Origin of the sequence: Gordonia sp. SCSIO 19800 (genome assembly GCF_018132775.1) — a bacterium.
In the GTDB taxonomy this organism is placed as follows: domain Bacteria; phylum Actinomycetota; class Actinomycetes; order Mycobacteriales; family Mycobacteriaceae; genus Gordonia; species Gordonia hongkongensis.
On sequence record NZ_JAGRQM010000002.1, the window covers coordinates 169,088 to 191,329 of the forward strand.

General features: G+C 67.4%; 1 protein-coding gene (running past one end of the window). It reads left to right on the forward strand.

All coding sequences use genetic code 11. The features are described 5' to 3' along the window. On the forward strand, positions 1–22,242 hold the 5' portion of the coding sequence (locus KB201_RS03260) for a non-ribosomal peptide synthase/polyketide synthase (RefSeq protein ID WP_307848029.1). Its footprint extends 21,195 nt past the window's final position; only the first 22,242 of its 43,437 coding nucleotides appear in the window; the start codon lies at positions 1–3; its stop codon lies beyond the right edge, outside the window.

A 22,242-nucleotide genomic window follows, 5' to 3' on the forward strand; every position in this document is an offset into this window, starting at 1 on the left:
GTGCCGGAAGGCGCATACCCGTTGTCTGCGGCCCAGTTCGGGCTGTGGCTCTCGCAGCAGCTGAACCCCGACGTGCCGATCAACATGGCGCAGTACGTCGAACTGCGCGGTGAACTCGACGTCGATCTGCTGGAACGTGCCATGATCGGCGTCGGCAAGGACATGGGATCGGGGTATCTCCGGTTGCTCGATGTGGACGGCACGCCGTACCAGGTCGTCGACCCGGAGCTCGAACAAGCCGTAGTCCGGCTGGATTTCACCGATCGAGCCGATCCCAGGGCCGCTGCACACGAATGGATGCAGGCGGAGTATCAGGCCCCGCTCGACATGCTGTCGGATCATCTGTTCCTCTGTGCGGTTCTGAAGATCGACGAGAACCTGCACTATTGGTATTCGCGTGTGCACCACATCGCTCTCGACGGCGTCGGCGCGATCACGCTGATGAACCGCACGGCGGAGCGGTACACCGCGGCGCTCGAGGGCACCCCGCTGCCCGAACCAGGCGACGACGGCTTGCTGGCCCTCTACCGGGCAGAGGAAACCTACCGGAACTCAACGCGTTTCGAGTCCGACCGTGCCTACTGGACCACCATCGCGGCAGACATGCCCGAACCGGCCACCTTCGCGCCTCGACACGCCCCGGCGCAGGCGAAGAGTGTCGTGGCGAGTACCCCTCTGCACGCGGAGACGGTGTCGGCTCTCGAGTCCACCGGCTCTTCCTTCGCGCCTGCGACCATCGCGGCTTTTGCCGCCTATCTGTCCCGGATGACCGGGTCCGAGGACGTCGTGCTCTCCCTGCCCGTCTCGGCGCGCACCACCGCGGCGATGCGACGTACCGGCGGCATGGTGTCGAACGTGGTTCCGCTGCGTGTCTCGGTCGACTCTCGGACGACTGTGCAGGCTCTGATCGATTCGGTCGGCGTCCAGCTGATCGGTGCTCTGCGGCATCAGCGCTACCGCACCGAGGACATCAATCGCGATCTGGGGCTCGCCGGGCCGGACCGCAGCCAGTTCGGTCCGCTGGTGAACATCATGATCGGGCTGGGCAACCTCCGACTGGGCGCCATCACATCTCAGCTCAACGTCCTGTCCTCCGGTCCGGTCGACGACCTGATGCTCAACCTCTATGAGACCGGTACCGGTGGACTACACATCGACTTCATCGGCAATCCGGGGCGCTACACCGACCAGGAGCTTCGACGGCACCACGATCGCTTCGAGGGCTTCTTCACCCGATTCGTCAGCGCGGACGGCGACACGCCCGTCTCCAGGGTCGAGGTCCTCGACGCTGCCGAACTTGCCTGGCTGACCGGTCGGGCCCCCGAGTCCCGCTCCGCCGAACGTACTTTCGCCGATATCTTGGCGGGCACCGCGGACTCCTTCGGCGATGACATCGCGATCACCTACGGCGGGGTGGACTGGACCTACCGCGAACTCGACGAGCGGTCGAATCGGTTGGCTCGCCTCCTCATCGCGCGCGGGATCGGACCGGAGTCGTTCGTGGCCCTCGCGGTGGCGCGATCAATCGAGTCGGTGTTGTCGATCTGGGCTACGGCGAAAACGGGAGCCGCCTACCTGCCGATCGATCCGAACTACCCCGACGAGCGCATCAGCTACATCGTGTCGGATGCTGCTGTGACGCAGGGCATCACCGTAGGCAAGCACACGGAGTCGCTGCCGCAGTCCGTCGACTGGATCGTGGTGGATTCGGACGAGGTCGACCAGGCCTGCCGAGGGTTGTCCGCGGCGAGGATCGGCGACGCCGAACGTTCCGGGCCGATCCGTTTGGACAACCCGGCGTACATGATCTACACGTCGGGCTCGACCGGCCTGCCGAAGGGTGTCGTTGTCACCCATCGCGGCCTCGGCAACCTGGTGGCCGAGCAGCAGGATCGCATGCGCATCGAACCGCGTTCGCGGACACTGCATTTCGCATCGCCGAGCTTTGACGCCTCGGTCTTCGAGATGATGATGGCGTTCGGTAGCGGATCGACCCTCGTGGTGGCTCCGGCCGAATTGCTCGGTGGCGAAGAGCTGTCGGACTTCATGCGTGAGCAGCGCGTGACGCACGCCTGTGTGACGCCGGCGGCGCTGGCGGTGGCGGACCCGGCGCATCTGGACACATTGCGGGTGCTGACCGTGGCCGGCGACGCGTGCCCGCCCGAGCTCGTGGCGCGATGGGCACCCGGGCGCACCATGCTCAACCTCTACGGCCCCACCGAGGCAACCATCTGGTCGACGGTCTCGGCGCCGTTGCAGGTGGGGGAACCGGTCACCATCGGCGCACCGGTCAGTGGCGTCACCGTGCTGGTGCTGGACAGCCGGCTGCGGCCGGTGCCGATGGGCGTCACCGGAGAGCTCTATCTAGCGGGCCCGGCGCTCGCGCGGGGATATTTCCGTCGCGAGTCGCTGACCGCGGGCCGCTTCGTCGCCGACCCATATGGTCCGGCGGGGGAGCGCCTGTACCGGACCGGTGACGTGGTCCGCTGGACCTCTGCCGGGACCCTCGAGTACGTGGGACGTTCGGATTTCCAGGTCAAGATCCGTGGTTTCCGCGTCGAGCTCGGGGAGATCGACGACGTTCTGGCCTCGCACGAGTCGGTGGATTTCGCAACCGCCCAGGTGCGGTCAGGAGCTGCCGGCCAAGATCGGATCGTCGGTTATGTGTTGCCGAAACCCGGGGAAGCGATCGACGCCTCGGACCTGTTGGTCCATGCGGGCCGTTCGTTGCCCGCCTACATGGTGCCCAGCGCGATCGTCGTGCTCGACGAGATCCCGCTCACCGTCAACGGCAAGCTCGACCGCGATGCGCTGCCCGACCCTCAGGTAGTACCGGTGTCGTCGACGCACCGCGAACCGCAGACGCCCCTCGAACTGCGTATCGCCGCAGTGGTCGAGGAGACCCTCGGCGTCGAGAACGTCAGCGCAGACGCCGATTTCTTCGAGATGGGCGGCGACAGCATCGTATCGATGCAGCTCGTCTCGCGGGCCAAGGCCGCCGGTGTCGTGTTCACCGCGCGCGACGTGTTCGAGCGGCGGACGGTCGCCGGCCTCGCTGAGGTGGCGCAGACCGCCGATGCGCAGCAACAGGATGACAAGCGTCTCACCGAACTCCCAGGAGATGGCGTCGGCGAGATGCCTCTGACGCCGGTGATGCACGAGATCCTCTCGCTCGGCAACTTCGATGCGTTCGCTCAGTCGCTGGTGCTGGTTCTCCCGCAGAACGCGGAGCAGAGCGCCGTGCTCTCGACCGTGCAGGCTGTGCTCGATCGACACGACATGCTGCGGGTCCAGCTCGTCGACGCGGACCCGCGTGATGCCACCCCGGCCGACGAGACCCACACGCCCGTGCTGCTCACCCGTCCCGTCGGTTCCGTGTCGGCCGAAGACGTGGTGCGCGAGGTCCAGGCAGTCGCCGTACCGGGCACCGACGCCTTCGCCGCCCAGGTCGCGGAGGAGACGCGAATCGCAGCGGAGTCGCTCGACCCGCGCGCGGGGGCGGTCATCCGCCTAGTCCGCTTCACCGGCGGACGGCGGGCCGACGACGGCGACCGGGTCCTCGTCGCTATCCACCATCTCGCCGTCGACGCCGTCTCGTGGCGCGTACTCGTACCGGATTTCGCGATGGCGTGGGCTCAGGTGGCCGCCGGTGCCGAGCCGGTGCTCGGCGCGATGGGCACCTCGATGCGGCGCTGGACCCATGGGCTCTACGAATCGGCGTCGGCCGCCGGACGTCTGGATGAGTTCGAGACGTGGCGTGCGATCGCCGCGCAACCCGATGTGGCCGTGGGCTCGCGTTACCTCGACCACGAGGTCGATGTCGCGGGAACCGAGCGGACCGTCGAGATCACACTCGATGCGCGCACCACCGACGCCGTTCTCAACACCCTCCCGTCCCAGTTCCGTAGCAGTGTCAACACCCCTCTGCTCACGGCTCTCGCGGTGGCCTTGGCCGCCTGGCGACGCGGTCGCAACCTCCCTGAGCACGCGTGTCTGATAGCGCTCGAGGGGCACGGACGCGACGAGGCCGCGATCGGCGGCGCAGATCTGTCGCAGACCGTCGGCTGGTTCACCACAGTCCACCCGGTGCGCCTCGACGTCGCCGGTCTCGACCTCGCCGACGCGCTCGCCGGCGGGGAGTCGGCCGTCGAGGCACTGAAGTGGGTGAAGGAGCAGCTGCTCGTCGTCCCGGGCAGCGGGATCGGCTACGGCCTCCTGCGCGAACTCAATCCCACGACCGCGGAGGTGATGCGCACCTGGCCGCAGCCGCAGATCGCGTTCAACTATCTCGGTCGACTGTCGTCCGGCGACATTCCTGCCGAGTTGCGCGAGGTCGGGTGGCTGCCTGATGCGGAGTCTCTGGGGACCGGTGCCCATCGCTCCCCGGACATGCCGCTGACCGCAGCGCTCACCATCGATGCGATCGCGACTGTCGACGACGGCCGCACGCACCTGACCGCGACCTTCGGCTATGCCTCCGAGATCCTCGACGATCTGGCGGTGCGCGAGCTCGCCGAGCTGTGGAAGCAGGCTCTGCAGGCCCTTGCTCAGCACGCCACCCGGCAGCGCCGAGGTGGCTTGACCCCTTCGGACCTTCCGCTCGTGACGGCGAGCCAGAGTCAGATCGAGGCATGGGAGGCGCGCTATCCCACGCTGGCCGATGTCTGGTCGCTCTCGCCGCTGCAGTCGGGCCTGCTCTTCCACACCCAGCTCGCCGATCAGTTCCTCGACGTGTACACCGCGCAGGTTGTCGCCGATGTGGACGGTGTGGTGGACGCCGATCGAATGCGGCGCGCGGGTCAGGCACTCGTCGACCGGCACGACAGTCTCCGCACAGCATTCGTCTACGACGCCGACGGCGTGCCCGCCCAGCCCGTCGTCGTGGACGCACCGCTACCGTTCACCGAGGTCGATCTCACCGGGCAGGGTCTCGACGACGACGACATCGCGGCACGCGCCCGGGCGCTGATCGAGGCCGACCGCATCGCGAGGTTCGACCTGACAACGCCCCCGCTGGTGCGCATGTTGCTCATCAGGACCGGACCGCACCGGTACCGACTGGCGATCACCAACCATCATCTGCTCGCGGACGGTTGGTCTCTGCCGCTCATCCTGGCGGATCTGCTGCAGCTGTACGCCACTGCGGGAGCTCGCGCCTTCACTCCTGGACGCTCGTACCGGACATTCCTCGAATGGCTGGCCCGCCAGAATGTTCCGGAATCGCTCGATGTGTGGACGCGTACGCTCGACGGTCTCGAGGAGCCGACACTGTTGGCGTCGGTCTCCCCAGACGGGGCGCTGCCCGTTCCCGAAGAGCTGACCGTCGATCTCGGCGCCGAGATCGAGAGCGGAATCGTCGCTCTCGCACGCGAACTGGGCGTCACCGCGAACACACTCGTCCAGGCCGCCTGGGGTGTGCTTCTCGCGCGCACGAGCGGACGTACCGACGTCGTCTTCGGCGCCACCGTCTCGGGACGCCCCCCGGCGCTGGCGGGCATCGAGGCGATGGTCGGACTCTTCATCAACACTCTTCCCGTCCGGGTCCGTTTCGATGAGAACGAGTCGGTAGCCGCACTGGTTCGACGCCTTCAGGGCGAGCAGGCCGATCTGCTCGACCACCATCTCGTCGGACTGACCGACATCCAGCGCGCGACCGGTATGGGTACGCTTTTCGACACACTGACCGTCTTCGAGTCCTATCCGGTCGATCGCAGCGCCCTCTCCGAGGCCCTCGACCTCGGCGGGTTGAACGTCCTCGATGTCGACGTCCACGACGCCTCGCACTACCCGCTGACCCTCATCGCCCTGCAGGACCCAGCCCTGCGCTTCAAGGTCAAGTACCTGCCGAGTGTGTTCGCCGCCGACGAGGTGGGCGTCCTGATGTCCCGGCTGACGAGGATCCTCGCAGCTTTCGCCGCGCGGCCCGACGAGGCGGTCGGCTCGATCGATCTGCTCGACCCCGCCGAGCTCGGGCGTCTCGCGCCCGCCCGCGGTCTGCCCGCAGTCGGCGCCGAGTCCGGGGTGGAGTTCTTCGCCCGAGGTCTTCGGATCCGGCCCGAGGGGACAGCTGTGTCCGCTTCCGGGCGGTCCTGCACCTACCGGGAGCTCGACGAACACTCGACCCGTCTCGCTCGCGCACTGATCTCTCAGGGCGCCGGCCCGGAGACCTTCGTCGCCCTCGGGATGACACGGTCCATGGAGTCCGTGATCGGTGTCTGGGCGGTGCTCAAGACCGGTGGCGCCTTCGTGCCCGTCGACCCGAACTATCCCGGTGAGCGCATCGGGCACATGCTCACCGACTCCGGCGCGGCCATCGGCCTCACGGTCGAGTCCGAGCGTCACCTGCTGCCCGACAACGGGATCGAATGGATCTCGATCGATGGCGCAGAATTCGCCGAAGTGCTCGCGCAGCAGTCGACGGTCGCGATCACCGATGCCGAACGAGTGCACCCCACCCGGGTGGACAACCCGGCCTACATGATCTTCACCTCGGGGTCCACCGGCACCCCGAAGGGTGTGGTCGTCACCCGCTCCGGCCTCACCAACTTCGCGGCGGAACAGCGCGAACGCTATGAGGTCACACCGGATTCACGTGTCCTGCACGTCTCGTCACCGAGTTTCGACGCCTCGGTGCTCGAGTACACGATGGCCTTCGGTTCCGGGGCCACTCTCGTGGTCAGCCCCGCCGCTGTCTTCGGTGGGACCGATCTCCACGACCTCATCGCCGCCGAACGGGTCACCCACGCCTTCATCACGCCGTCGGCGCTCGCGTCGGTCGATCCGAGGGGTCTCGACTGCCTGCAGCACCTCGTCGCCGGCGGGGAGGCCGTGCCCGCCGACATCGTGAACCGTTGGGCGCCGGGCCGATTCCTGCACAACGGCTACGGGCCGACCGAGACCACGATCATGGTCGCCATCAGCGACCCCATGGAGCCCGGTCGCACCATCACGATCGGTGGGCCCGTCCGCGGAAGCCAACTCCTGGTTCTGGACGACCGGATGCGGGTTGTGCCGCCGGGCGCGACGGGCGAGCTCTACATCGCCGGAGTCGGCCTGGCGCGCGGCTACCATGCGCGCCCCGCGCTCACCGCTCAGCGATTCGTCGCCAGCCCGGTCGATCCCGCCGCGCGGATGTACCGCACCGGCGATCTCGTGCGCTGGCGGGAGCACCCGACGACCGGGGCCCTCGAGATCGAGTATCTGGGCCGCAGCGACTTCCAGGTCAAGATCCGGGGTCTGCGCATCGAACTCGGTGAGATCGATGCGACCCTCAGCGCACACGATGCGGTCGACTTCGTCGCCACGTTGGGCGTCGACAACGATCAGGGTCAGACCCAGTTGGTGGCGTACGTGTTGCCGAAGGCCAATATGGCTGTCGACCCGGCCGAACTGACCGAACTCGCCGGGCGCACCCTGCCCGCCTACATGGTTCCGTCGTCGGTGATGGTACTGGACGAGGTTCCGCTGACCCCGGTCGGCAAGCTCGATCGTCGCGCGCTTCCGCGGCCCGAGTTCGGTTTCGAGAGCACCGAATACGTTGCACCGGTCACTCCGACGGAAGAGCTCGTCGCGAACATCTATGCCGATGTGCTCGGTGTGGACCGAGTGGGCGCGAACGACGACTTCTTCGCCTTGGGTGGGGACTCGCTCGTCGCAACCCGCATCACGGCCCGTGTCAATTCCGAGCTCTCCGCGTCGATCGGCGTTCGAGACCTGTTCGAGGAGCCGACCGTCAGCGGGCTGGCGCAGCGCGCCGAGCAGTCGGTGGCCGGTGCCGTGGACCGTCCGGCTCTGGTGGCGGGGGAGCGGCCGAACCGCGTTCCGCTGTCGTTGGCGCAGCAACGGATGTGGTTCCTCAACCGGCTGGTGCCCGGCGCGGGTACCTACAACATCCCGTTGGCCATCCGGCTGACCGGAGAGTTGGACATCGAGGCCATGCGCGAGGCGCTCCACGATGTGCTCGACCGACATGAATCGCTGCGCACGGTGTTCCCCGCCTCGGCGGATGGCCCGGAGCAGGTCGTACTCCCGATGTCGGAGGTCACGGCCGACCTGCCGGTCATCGAACTCGCCGAAGCCGATCTGCCCGGCACCGCGCTCGAACTCGGCTCGGCCGGGTTCGACGTCACCGCCGAGATCCCGGTGAGGGCCCACCTCGTCCGGATCGTCGGAGACGATCGGTCCGCGATCACCGACGGGCCCGACCAGTATGTGATGGCCTTGGTGATTCACCACATCGCCACCGATGGTTGGTCGCTGGCCCCCTTGGCGCGAGATCTTGTCGTGGCGTACTCCGCACGGACCCAGTCGGTGCCGCCTGCCTGGTCACCGCTGCCGGTACAGTACGCCGATTTTGCGATCTGGCAGCGCGTGGTCCTCGGAGACGAATCCGATCCCGAATCCCTCGCCGCACGCCAGATCGCATTCTGGACTCGGGAACTGAGCGGGCTGCCGGACCTGCTCGACCTCCCGACCGACCGCCCGCGCCCCTCCACTCCCAGCGGAATCGGTGGGCGCGTCGACTTCGCCCTCGACCACGAGCTGCGTTCAGAAGTCGAAGCGCTCGCGCAACGGCACGGCGCGACACCCTTCATGGTGCTGCACGCGACTCTTGCCATACTGCTGTCGCGGCTGGCGGGCGAAACCGATGTCGCCATCGGCACGCCGGTCGCCGGCCGGGGCGAACGGGCGCTCGACGACCTCGTGGGAATGTTCGTCAACACCTTGGTGCTGCGGACCCAGGTCGACGGCGGGGACGCCCTGTCGGACCTGCTTTCGCAGGTGCGCGCCACCGATCTCGCCGCCTTCGAGCACGCGGACATCCCGTTCGAGCGCCTGGTCGAGGTCATCAACCCCGTCCGGTCGACCTCCCATTCGCCGCTCTTCCAGGTGCAGTTCTCGCTCGAGAACTTCAGCGAACCGGTCATCGATCTACCCGGGCTGCGGGTCGCGGCGGAGGGCATCCAGACCGCGATCTCGAAGTTCGATCTGGAGGTCACGGTCACCGAACCGTCCGATGGCGGCTACGGCGTGACGTTCCTGTACGCAGCGGACCTGTTCGACGACGCGACCGTGTCGCGTTTCGGACGCTGGTACGGAGCGCTGCTCCGTCAGATCGTGGTCTCGCCGGATACCGCTATCGGCGACCTGACCATCGCCGGCGAGGATGACCTCGCCGTCATCGGTGCCGCGAACGCGACCTCGCACCAGGTCGACGACGTCACCCTCGTCGACCTGTTCGATGCGCAGGTGCGGCGTACACCCGACGCGGTCGCGCTGACCTTCGAGGGTTCCGGCCTCACCTACGCTGAATTCGACGCGCGCGCAAACCAGTTGGCTCGCAAGTTGATCGGCGCCGGCGTCGGACCCGATGTCTGTGTGGGCCTCGCGGCCCGTCGGTCGCTCGATCTGATGATCGCCATGTACGCGATCCTCAAAGCGGGCGGTGCGTACGTTCCGGTCGACCCGGACCATCCGGCCGATCGCACCCGCTACGTCCTGGAAGCCGCTGATCCGGCGGTGGTGCTGACCGGGCCGGGCGTCATCGTCGACGTGCCGGCAGGAACGCCGACGTGGGCGCTGGACACCGTCGATGCCACCGACCACGCCGCAGACCCGTTGACCGATGACGATCGTCGCCGTCCGCTGCGTACGACCAACCTGGCCTACGTCATCTTCACCTCGGGTTCCACCGGTCGGCCCAAGGGCGTGGCGGTGCCGCACCGCGGCGTCGTGAACCGTCTGCGTTGGGGCCAGTCGCGCTACCCGTTGGGCTCCGAAGACGTCGTGGTGCAGAAGACCCCGGTCACTTTCGATGTGTCGGTGTGGGAGTTGTTCTGGCCGTTGCAGGTCGGTTCCCGGTTGGTGATCGCTCGTCCCGACGGTCACCAGGATCCGCTGTACCTCGCCGGCCTGATCGAAGCGGAAACGGTCACGGCCGCACACTTCGTGCCGTCGATGCTGTCCGCGTTCACCGCGGTGGTCGGGCCGGGCCGAGTGCCGTCGCTGCGTCGGGTGTTCTGCTCGGGGGAGGCGCTGACCCCGCAGGCCGTCGAATCCTTCACCGCCCTGAGCACGGCCACCGTCCATAACCTGTACGGCCCGACCGAAGCCTCTGTCGAGGTCACCTACCACGACTACTCGCCGGCCGACGTCACTGCGATACCGATCGGTGCGCCGGTGTGGAACACCAGGCTGCACGTGCTCGATGACCGTCTCCATCCGGTACCGGTCGGCGTCGCGGGCGAGCTGTACCTGGCCGGTGTGCAACTCGCACGCGGTTACGTGGGTCGGCCGGATCTGTCGGCGGACCGTTTCGTCGCCGACCCGTCCGGCTCCGGCGAACGCATGTACCGCACCGGAGACCTGGTCAAGTGGGTCGTCGGGGCATCAGGCGGGCTCGAGCTGGAGTATTTCGGACGCACCGACTTCCAGGTGAAGCTGCGTGGTCTGCGCATCGAGCTGGGCGAGATCGAGAGCGCGTTGCTCTCGCAGAGCGGTGTCGATCAAACCGTGGTGCGGGTCCACAGCGATCCCCACACCGGGGATCAATTGATCGCCTACGTCGTAGGTGCTGAGACCGATGCCGGTCGCCTCCGTCACGACCTCGCCGATCTCCTGCCCGGGTACATGATCCCGGCTGTGTTCATCGCGCTCGAGGAGATGCCTCTCAACGCGAGTGGCAAGCTGGACCGTCGGGCATTGCCTGCTCCGCACATCGAGATGGACGAGTCCGCGTTCGTCCCCGCCCGGGGGCCGGTCGAGGAGATCATCGCGGGTATCTTTGCCGAAGTCGTCGGTACCGACCGTGTCGGGGCGAACGACAATTTCTTCGAACTCGGCGGGAACTCGCTGATCGCCACCCGCGTGATAGCGCGGGTCAACGAAGCGCTCGACGCCGACCTGGGTGTGCGCGAGATCTTCGACTCTCCGACGGTCTCCGAACTCGCAAGGCGCGCAGAGGTGCCCGGCGTAACTCAACGCATTCCGCTCACGCGCCGCGCCCGCACGGCGCAGACGCCGCTGTCACTGGCGCAGCAGCGCATGTGGTTCCTCAACCGTTTCGACAGCCAGTCGGCCGCGTACAACATGCCGTTCGCGATCCGGTTGTCCGGTGACCTCGACGTCGACGCCCTGCGTGCCGCGATGGCCGACGTGCTCGAGCGGCACGAGGTCCTCCGGACTGTGTACCCGGACTCCCCGTCCGGCCCGCACCAGATCGTGCTCGACACGGCCGGCGCCGCCGAGATCGCGGGCCTCGAGATCGGGCGGGTGGCCGAGGCCGAACTGGAACGCGAGGTCATCTCGCTGGCAACCGGCCCGTTCGACGTCACCGCCGCGCCCCCGATGAGGGCGAGACTGCTCTCGACCGCCGACGACGAGCACATGCTCGTCTTCGTGCTGCACCACATCGCATTCGACGGCTGGTCGTCGGCGCCCCTGGCGCGCGATCTGATGGTGGCCTACACCTCGCGGCTCACCGGAGGAGCGCCTGACTGGGAACCCCTGCCGGTGCAGTACGGCGACTTTGCCGTCTGGCAGCGAGAGGTCCTCGGGGACGAGGCAGACCCGGAATCCGGTGCTGCCCGCCAACTCGCGTACTGGCGCACGGCCCTGGCCGATCTTCCGGACGTTGTCGAACTGCCCACCGACCGCCCCCGTCCCGCCGAACAGTCCTTCCGCGGCGGGGAGGTGCACATGCACGTCGATGCGCAGGTGCACGCCGCCCTGCTCGACGTCGCGCGAACCACGAACTCGACCCTGTTCATGGTCGTCCATGCCGCGATGTCGGTGTTGTTGTCGCGCCTGTCGGGTAGCGAGGACATCGCGATCGGGACCCCGGTCGCCGGTCGCGGGGACGCTCGCCTCGACGACGTGGTGGGGATGTTCGTCAACACCTTGGTGCTGCGCACCGAGATCGACGCCCGACAGCCGTTCACCGAACTGCTCGGGCAGGTGCGAGAGCGCGATCTCGAGGCGTTCACCCACACCGATCTGCCGTTCGAGCGGCTCGTCGAGGTCCTGAACCCCACGCGGTCGACGGCGTACCACCCACTGTTCCAGGTGTCGCTGTGGTTCCAGAACGTGACGCGTGCGAGTCTCGAACTACCCGGTCTGACCGTGACACCGGTGGAGTACGAGACGGGTCTTGCGCGTTTCGATCTCCAGCTCACCGTCACCGACAGCGTCGACGCACAGGGCGCACCGGGTGACATCGGCCTGGTCCTGACCTACGCCGACGACCTGTTCGAGCGGGCCACCGCGGAGGCCTTCGCCACCCGGTTCACCAGCCTGCTCGAGACGGTCGCCGAACGACCGGACATCGTCGTGGGCGACATCGAGTTGACCTCGACGGCCGAACGCCACCTGCTTCTCGACACCTGGAACGACACCACGCATGTCGTGCCGGAGGTCGCCGCAGGCGAGGACACCCTCGTCGCACTGTTCGACGCGCAGGTGGGCCGGACGCCGGATGCCACCGCCCTCATCTTCGAGGGCGAACAACTGACGTACCGGGAGTTCGACGCGCGGGCCAATCGCCTGGCGCGGCATCTGATCACGCTCGGCGTGGGCCCGGAATCAGTTGTGGGATTGTCCATCCGACGTTCCGTCGATCTGCTCGTCGGCATGTACGCCATCGTCAAGGCCGGCGGCGCCTACGTGCCGCTCGATCCCGATCATCCGGCCGAGCGCAACGGTTACGTCCTCGACAGTGCGTCGCCGATCTGTGTGTTGACCACGTCGAGAGACGCAGATGGGCTACCGGACTCGGCACCCGTCGTGGTACTCGACCAAATCGACACGAGTGCACTGGATTCGGCTCCGGTCGCCGATGCCGACCGCGTCTCCCCGCTGCGTCCCGAGCATCCGGCGAACCTCATCTACACGTCCGGCTCGACCGGGCGGCCGAAGGGCATTGCGGTTCCGCATGCGGGTCTGGTGAACCAGCTGCGCTGGATGCAGGCGGAGTACGAACTGACCACCGCCGATGCGGTCATGCTGAAGACTCCTATGACGTTCGACGTATCGGTGTGGGAGTTCTTCTGGACCCTGCAGACCGGGGCCCGCCTGGTCATCGCCCGTCCCGACGGACATCGGGATCCCGAGTATCTCTCGCAGGTGATGGTCGACGAGAACGTCACCGTCGTGCAGTTCGTCCCGTCCATGCTGGCGATGTTCGTGACGAACTCGTCCGCGCAGATCCCGGACTCCGTCCGCGCCGTGATCGCGATCGGTGAGGCATTGCCGATCGAGACCGCCGAGCGGTTCCGCGCGTTGTCGTCGGCCCCGCTCGACAACCTCTACGGCCCGGCCGAGGCGTCCCTCGCGGTCACCTACTGGCGTCACACCCCCGCGGACCATGGGGTCGTGCCCATCGGTCTGCCCATGTGGAACACCCGTGTCTACGTTCTGGATTCGCGTCTGCGACCTGTTCCGGTCGGTGTCGCGGGTGAGCTGTATCTGTCGGGCGTCCAGCTCGCGCGCGGGTATCACGGACGGTTCGACCTGAGCTCTGACCGATTCGTCGCGGACCCATTCGGTCCCGAGGGTGCTCGCATGTACCGCACCGGCGATCTCGTGCGCCACCGCCCGCAGGGCGACGGTAGCGATGACCTCGCCGGAGCCGGTCGATCCGCAGGTGTCCTGGAGTACATCGGCCGAACCGACTTCCAGGTGAAGGTGCGCGGCAACCGCATCGAGCTCGGCGACATCGAGGCCGCCCTGTTGTCGGCCGAGGGCGTGAGTCAGTCGGTAGTGGTGGTCCGGACCGACCCGCACACCGGAGATCAGCTGGTCGGCTACGTGGTGCGCACCGAGGGCGCCGAGGTCACCGCAGCCGCGGTGACCGCCCACATCGCGCAGTCTCTGCCCTCCTACATGGTCCCCGCATCGGTGGTCGTGCTCGATGAGTTCCCCCTCAACGGAAGTGGCAAACTCGACCGAAAAGCACTGCCGGATCCTGTCTTCGAAGTATCCGTGGTCGACTTCGTCGCGCCACGCGACCCGGTTGAAGAGGTCGTCGCCGGCATCTTCGCCGACGTGATCGGCGTGCCGCGCATCAGCGTCGAGGAGAGCTTCTTCGACGCCGGGGGCAACTCGTTGATCGCCACACGACTGGTCTCTCGGGTCAGCGAGGCGCTCGGGACCCGGGTGGCGGTCCGGGATCTGTTCGAGGCGCCCACGGTGGCGCAGCTCGCCGCGCGGGTGGAACTGTCCGGTGACGGCTCCCGTCCGCCGCTCGTGCCGCAGGACCGCGGCAGCGCAGTGCCGTTGTCGCTCGCACAGCAGCGGATGTGGTTCCTCAACCGTTTCGATCCGTCGTCGCCCGCGTACAACCTGCCGCTCGCCGTCCGCTTCGTCGGTCCACTCGACGTCGATGCGCTGAACGCGGCCGTCGCCGACACCATCGAACGCCACGAGTCGCTGCGCACGATGTTCCCCGATTCCGATGACGGGCCGCACCAGGTCATCGTCCCCGCGAGTCGGGTTGCGCCCGACCTGACGGCGGCCCCGGTTGCCACCTCAGGTCTGGAACGGTTCGTCGCCGATACCGTCACTCGCGGATTCGACGTGACCGCCGAGGTGCCGCTGCATGCACGTCTGGCCCGCGTCACCGACGGTGACGAGCGAGGCGAGCACGTCTTGGTGCTCGTGCTGCACCACATCTCCGGTGACGGGCTGTCGATGGGTCCGCTCGCCCGCGACGTGATGATCGCCTACGGCGCGCGCAGCGCCGGAGAGATGCCGGGGTGGTCGCCGTTGGTTGTCCAGTACGCCGACTACAGCGTCTGGCAGCGAGCGGTCCTCGGCGAGGCCTCCGATCCGGAATCGGCTGCGGCACGCCAGATCCAGTACTGGCGACGGACCCTGGCGGGTCTGCCCGACCGCATCGAGCTGCCGACGGATCGTCCGCGTCCGGCAGTGCAGTCCGGGCGTGGCGCCGATCATCGCTTCGATTTCGGTGCGGAGCTCTACGCCGAGGTCAACGACTACGCACGGCGCAACGGCGTGACACCGTTCATGGTGCTACACGCGGCCTTCGCCGGCATGCTCTCGCAGCTGGCCGCGACGGAGGACATCGCCATCGGTACGCCGATCGGAGGCCGCGGTGAACGCGCCCTCGACGACCTGATCGGCATGTTCGTCAACACGCTCGTGCTGCGTACCCGGGTGAGCCGGGGGCAGAGCTTCGACGATCTCGTCGAGGAGGTGCGGGCCATCGATCTCGCTGCCTACGAGCACGCCGAGATCCCGTTCGAGCAACTCGTCGACGTCCTCGACGCGTCGCGCTCTACGTCGCATGCGCCGCTCTTCCAGGTGGCACTGGCCTTCCAGGCGTCGAGCGACACCCGCTTCGAGCTGGCTGGCCTCGAAATCGAGGCACTCGACCTACCCACCAGCACGGCGAAGTACGATCTCGGCCTCACCGTCGTGGAGGATGTCGAGAACGGTGCGCAGGGCGTGTTCAACTACGCCACCGACCTGTTCGACGAGTCCACCATCGTATTGTTCGCAGAGCGGTTGCTGCGCCTGCTCGCCGAGGCCCTGGCCGAGCCCGCACGCGCCGTGGGCGAGCTGTCGGTCCTCGACGACGACGAACGGACCGAACTCTCCGGAGTGCGAGGTCTGCCCGCCGACCCGCCGCGCACCTTGGCGGGCATCTTCTCCGCGAGCGCCGCCGAGTTTGCCGAACTCACCGCGATCGAGTGGGCGGGGGAGAAAATCGTCTACGCCGAGCTCGCCGAACGCGCGAACCAGCTCGGCCGAGAACTCATCGAGTTCGGCGTCGGCCCGGATGACATAGTGGCGATCGCGCTGCCACGGTCAGCCGACGCGATGATCAGCATCTGGGCGATCGCGATGGCAGGCGGGGCCTACCTGCCGATCGATCCCAAGTTGCCGGTCGACCGGATCGCCCACATGGTGCGCGACTCCGGTGCCAAGGTCGGACTCACCCATTCAGAACTCGTCGCCGAGGTGCGTTCGGCGGCGACGCCGGTCCACGGTTGGCTCGAACTCGACGATCCCGAGGTCGCCGCGCGGATCGACAGGCGCTCGGTCCGGGTGATCACCAACTCGCACCGCACCGTACCGCTGACACCGGATCATCTGGCCTACATGATCTATACGTCGGGAACCACCGGTCTGCCCAAGGGCGTGGCGATGTCGCATGCCGGCCTCGCCTCGCTCACCTCCGATCTGCGCCACTACTATTCGACGTCGACGCGCGCCCGGATGCTGCAGTTTGCCGCAATCAGCTTCGACGCAGCCGTCGGCGAGATACTGGCGACCTTCGGGGCAGGCGCCACGATGGTGATCGCACCGACCGATCTGTACGGCGGCCGCGAATTGGCCGACTTCATCGCCGAACAGCGGATCACCGTCTTCGTCGGCACGCCCACGGGCGTGCAGACCATCGACGCCACCGGTCTCGATCATGTCGAGCGCGTGGTGGTCGGTGGTGACGTGTGTCCGCCGGAACTCGCGGCGCGCTGGACCGGCAGGTTGCGCAATGCCTACGGCCCGACCGAGACGATGGTGATCGTCACGATCACCGATCCGCTCGCGCCCGGTGCAGCCATCACCATCGGCTCGCCGATGAAGGGCGTGCACGTATTGATCCTCGATGCCGCACTGCGTCCCGTCCCGGTGGGGACGCCGGGTGAGCTCTACGTCACCAACGCCGGGTTGGCGCGCGGTTATCACCGGCGTCACGCCCTGACCGCGGAGCGGTTCGTCGCCAATCCGTACGGCGCTCCGGGCGAGCGCATGTATCGCACTGGCGACGTGGTGCGCTGGGCGTCACCCACGCGCGACGGCATCGATGCCGAAGCCGATGCCGCTGAGATCGTGTACGTCGGCCGCTCGGACTTCCAGCTGCAGGTGCGAGGCTTCCGCGTCGAACTCGGTGAGATCGACAACGCCCTGAACGCCCATCCGTCGATTGCCTACGCGGTCACCGTGGGCACCGCCGGTCCGGCCGGCGACATCGCACTCGTGGCCTACGTTCAGCCGGTGGCGGGACAATCCGTCGACACCGCAGATCTCGCCGCTTTCGTCTCTCGGACCCTGCCGTCGTACATGGTGCCCACCTCGATCATGGTTCTCGACGAGGTGCCATTGACTGCACTCGGCAAGGTCGACCGCGCGGCACTCCCCGAACCCGAGTTCGTCGGGGCCGCGGTCCATGTACCGCCGGTAGGTGACCTGCAGCGCGGCGTCGCCGAGATCATCGGTGACGTACTCGCTGTCGAGCGGGTCGGCGCCACAGACGACTTCTTCGATCTCGGCGGCAACTCGCTGGCCGCCACCCGCGTCATCGCCCGCATCAATCAGATGTTCGGCGCCTCCCTGGGGGTGCGCGACATCTTCGATGCCCGCTCGGTGGCCGAGCTCGCAGACCTCGTCGAACACGGTGCAAGCGATGCACGTCCGCGCCTGTCGCCGCGAGCGAGCGACTCCGAGGTGCCATTGTCGTTGGCGCAGCAACGTATGTGGTTCCTCAACCGTCTCGACCAGTCCTCCGCGGCGTACAACATCCCGCTCGCGATCCGGCTGAGTGGCGACCTGGACGTCGAAGCGTTCCGGTCCGCGCTCCGCGATGTGGTCGACCGTCACGAGGTGCTGCGCACCGTGTACCCCGAGACCATTGACGGCGGGCGGCAGCACGTTCTCGACGTCGACGACTCCGGCGTCGAGCTACTGGCGGAAACCGTTGCCGCAGAGGAGGTGTTCGCGCGCGTTTCCGAGCTGGCAGTGGGCGGTTTCGACGTGACCGAGTCGGTTCCGGTCAGGGCAGCGCTCCTGACGATCGAAGGCCGAGGCGACGAGCACGTCTTCGTGCTGATCATGCACCACATCGCCTCGGACGGCGGCTCGCTTCGTCCGCTGGTCTCCGACCTGGTGACGGCTTACTCGGCACGCGCCGAGCACCGTACGCCGGAATGGGCGCCGCTCGCGGTGCAGTACGGCGACTATGCGATCTGGCAGCGAGAGGTTCTCGGGGATCCGGCCGATCCCCAGTCCCGCGCCGCGGCACAGCTGCGGTACTGGGTCGCGGCGCTGGCGAACCTGCCGGATCAGCTCGACCTGCCGACCGATCGACCCCGCCCCGCGCGCGCGTCGATGAGTGGCGGCCGGATCGATTTCCGCATCGACGCGGAGATCCATCGCGGTGTCGCCGAGATCGCTCGCGCTCAGGGCGCGACGGTGTTCATGGTTATGCACGCCGCGCTGGCGACGCTGCTGTCGCGGTTGAGCAACACCTCGGACATCGCCATCGGTACGGCCATCGCCGGCCGCGGCGAACCGGAGATCGACCCGTTGGTCGGCATGTTCGTCAACACGTTGGTGCTTCGCACCGAAGTGGAGCCCGAGACCGACTTCGCCACACTGCTCGAGCACACGCGGACCGTCGATCTCGGCGCCTTCGCGCACACCGAGTTGCCGTTCGAGCGCCTAGTCGACGAGCTCAGCCCGACACGTACCGAGTCGCACCATCCGCTGTTCCAGGTGGCCATCGACTTCCAGAACGCCACCGATCTGCGACTGGAGCTCCCGGGACTCACGGTCACGCCTGAGTCGGTGGAGGCCGAGATCGCCAAGTTCGATCTCCAGCTCACCCTCGGTGAGCGCGTCGACGACGACGGTCGTCCGGATGGAATGCTCGCATCGTTCGGTTACGCCACAGATCTCTTCGATGCGGAAACGGTGCAGACGTTCGCCGACCGCCTCGTGCGGATCCTCTCGACGGTGGTCGTGGATCCGACGGTGCCGGTCGGGGACATACCGATCCTCCATCCGGTGGAAGAGCATGAACTGTCCAATGCCGTAGGGCCGAACAGCCTTCCGCCACGCACGTTGGCCCAGATCTTCGCTGACGCCGTGGCGGTCAACCCCGGACAGACCGCTGTCGAGGCCGGCGACGCCCGGATCACCTACCGGGAACTCGATGCCCGTTCGAATCAGTTGGCCCGGGTGCTGTTCGACCGTGGCGTGCGCGCCGGCACCTTCGTCGCGATCGCGATGCCCCGGTCGATCGACACGATCGTCGCGGTATGGGCGATCGCGAAGACCGGTGCCGCGTTCCTGCCGGTCGATCCGAACTATCCGTCCGACCGCATCGAGCACATGCTCACCGACTCGGCGGTCGCCGTCGGGATAACGACGACGACCCACCGCACTGCGCTGTCCGATCAGGTGAACTGGCTCGCACTCGACGGCGCGGCCGAGATGCTCGCATCCGTGCCCGACTCGCGGATGGATGGCACCCGGCGTGCGACGCCCGACGATGCCGCCTATGTCATCTACACCTCGGGTTCGACGGGCGTACCCAAGGGCGTCGTCGTCAACCACCGTGGTCTCGCCGACCTCGTCGCCGAGCAACAGGCGCACATGTTGATCGAGCCCTCCTCGCGCACACTGCAATTCGCCTCCCCGAGCTTCGATGCCTCGGTCTTCGAGATGATGATGGCGTTCGGCAGCGCCGCGACCCTGGTCGTCGCCCCGCCGGATCTACTCGGCGGACTCGAACTGTCGGACTTCATGCGCGTTCGCGACGTCACCCACGCGTGCGTCACACCCGCCGCCCTGGCGGCCGCGGACCCCGCAGGTGTGGGCCTCAGTGTCCTGGCCGTGGCCGGTGACGTGTGCCCGCCGGAGTTGGTGGCACGCTGGGCCCCCGGTCGGGTGATGCTCAACCTCTACGGCCCCACCGAGTCGACCGTGTGGGCAACGGTGTCGGCCCCTCTTGCGCCGTCCGGTCCGATCACCATCGGTGCACCGATCCGTGGGTTCCAGGTGGCAGTGCTCGACGGGCGTCTGCGACCGTCCCCGGTGGGTGTCACAGGTGAGCTGTATCTGTCGGGGCCCGCACTTGCTCGCGGCTATCACGCCCGTGGCCCGCTGACTGCCGAACGATTCATTGCGAGCCCCTTCGGCGTGCCCGGGCAGCGGATGTACCGCACCGGTGATGTGGTGCGGTGGAGGTCCGACGGCAACCTCGAATACGTCGGCCGTTCGGATTTCCAGGTGAAGGTCCGGGGTTTCCGAATCGAGCTCGGCGAGGTGAGCGGCACTCTCGCGTGTCACGACAGCGTCGGATTCGTGACCACCGAGGGCGTGGTCGCCCCAGACGGCGGCACGGTGCTGGTGGCGTATGTGCTGCCGGCCGCCGGCCGCAGCGTCGACGAAGGTGCACTGCGGTCTTTCGCCGCGGAGTTCCTGCCCGCGTACATGGTCCCGTCTCATGTCATCGCCCTCGACGAGGTCCCTAGAACGCCCGCCGGCAAACTGGATCGTCGCGCGCTGCCGCTGCCCGATTTCGTCACCGAGCCAAGCGAGTACGTGGCGCCGCGAACGCTGACCGAGGAGATCGTCGCCGGTGTCTTCGCCGAGGTTCTCGGCGTGGACCGGGTCGGCGTGACGGCGAGCTTCTTCGACCTCGGCGGTAACTCGCTCTCGGCGACGAAGGTCACGGCGCGCGTCGGTGCAGCCCTCGGCGTCCGGGTCGGCGTTCGTGACCTGTTCGAGGCTCCGTCTGTCGCAGAACTCGCTGCGCGGATGGAGAATTCGGCGACCCTACAGGCACGTCCGCTGGCGGCCGGACCTCGACCGGAGCAGCTCCCGTTGTCGCTGGCGCAGCGTCGGATGTGGTTCCTCAATCAGTTCGACACGACCTCGGCGGCTTACAACATCCCGATGGCGGTCCGGCTTTCCGGCGACCTCGACACGAACGCGCTCGAGCATGCCGTCGTCGACGTACTCGAGCGCCACGAGATCCTGCGGACCGTGTACCCGGAATCGGCCGGGGGGCCCGTGCAGAAGATCCTGCATGCCTCCGACGTGCCCGTCTCGCTGGCGCCGGTACGGGTGCGCGAGGACGAGGTCGTCGACAGGACCATCGAGATCGTCGCGTCCGGCTTCGATGTCGCGGCGGCGCCACCAGTGCGCGTCGCGCTGCTGGAGGTTTCGTCGACCGAGCGGATCTTCGTCGTGGTGATGCACCACATCGCCTCCGACGGTGCGTCGGTGGCGCCGCTGGCGCGCGACATCATGGTCGCGTATGCGTCCCGGACACAGGGTAATGCGCCACAGTGGTCGGCGCTGCCGGTGCAGTACGCAGATTACGCCCTGTGGCAGCGAGAGGTCCTCGGTTCGCCGGACGACCCCAAGTCGCTGATCAGCGCGCAGGGCTCATATTGGCTCAACCAACTCGCCGGTCTGCCCGAGGTCCTGGACCTACCGACAGACCGTCCCCGCCCGGCGATCCAGTCGACCGCGGGTGCCAAGGTCGAGTTCGTCATCGACGCCGGCCGGCACGCCCGTCTGCTCGAACTCGCCCGCGCCCGGGGCGGAAGCCTGTTCATGGTGTTGCACGCGGCCTTCGCCGTGCTGTTGGCCAAGATCGCACGGGAAACCGACATCGCGATCGGTACTCCGGTAGCGGGTCGGGGCGAGCAGTCGCTCGATGACCTGGTGGGCATGTTCGTCAACACCCTGGTGCTGCGGACCGCTGTCGAGTCCGACTCGAGTTTCGCCGATCTGCTCGACGCAGCACGCGAGACCGACCTGTCGGCGTTCACCCACGCCGACATGCCGTTCGAGCAGCTCGTCGAAGCCCTCGCCCCGGCTCGGTCGACCGCGTACTCGCCGCTGTTCCAGGTGATGTTCACCATGCAGAACAACCCGTCGGTGGACCTCGAACTTCCTGGCCTGACGGTGTCAGGCCTGACCTCCGATTTCGACGTCGCACGTTTCGATCTGCAGCTGACCGTTGTCGATTCGCACACCGACGCCGGAACCCCCGGGGATCTGGTGTCGTCGCTGACCTATGCCGTGGACCTGTTCGACGAGCAGACCGTCCGTGCCCTCGGCGATGCCTATATTCGTGTTCTCGACGCGGTTGTCGCCGACCCTGCCCGCCCCGTGGGTGATGTCGAGATCGCCGATGCCGCCGATCTCGGGGCCATCGCGCAGGTCAACGACACTTCGCAAGCTGTCGTCGGTTCGACGTTGGTGGAGTTGTTCGATGCGCAGGTTGTGCGTACGCCGGATGCTGTCGCTGTGGTGTTCGAGGGGGAGCGGCTTACTTACGCGGAGTTCGATGCGCGGGCGAATCGGTTGGCGCGCAGGTTGATTGAGGCGGGTGTCGGTCCGGACGTGTGTGTCGGAGTGGCGGTGCGTCGGTCCTTCGAGTTGCTCGTCGGTATCTATGCGGTGATGAAGGCCGGCGGCGCTTAC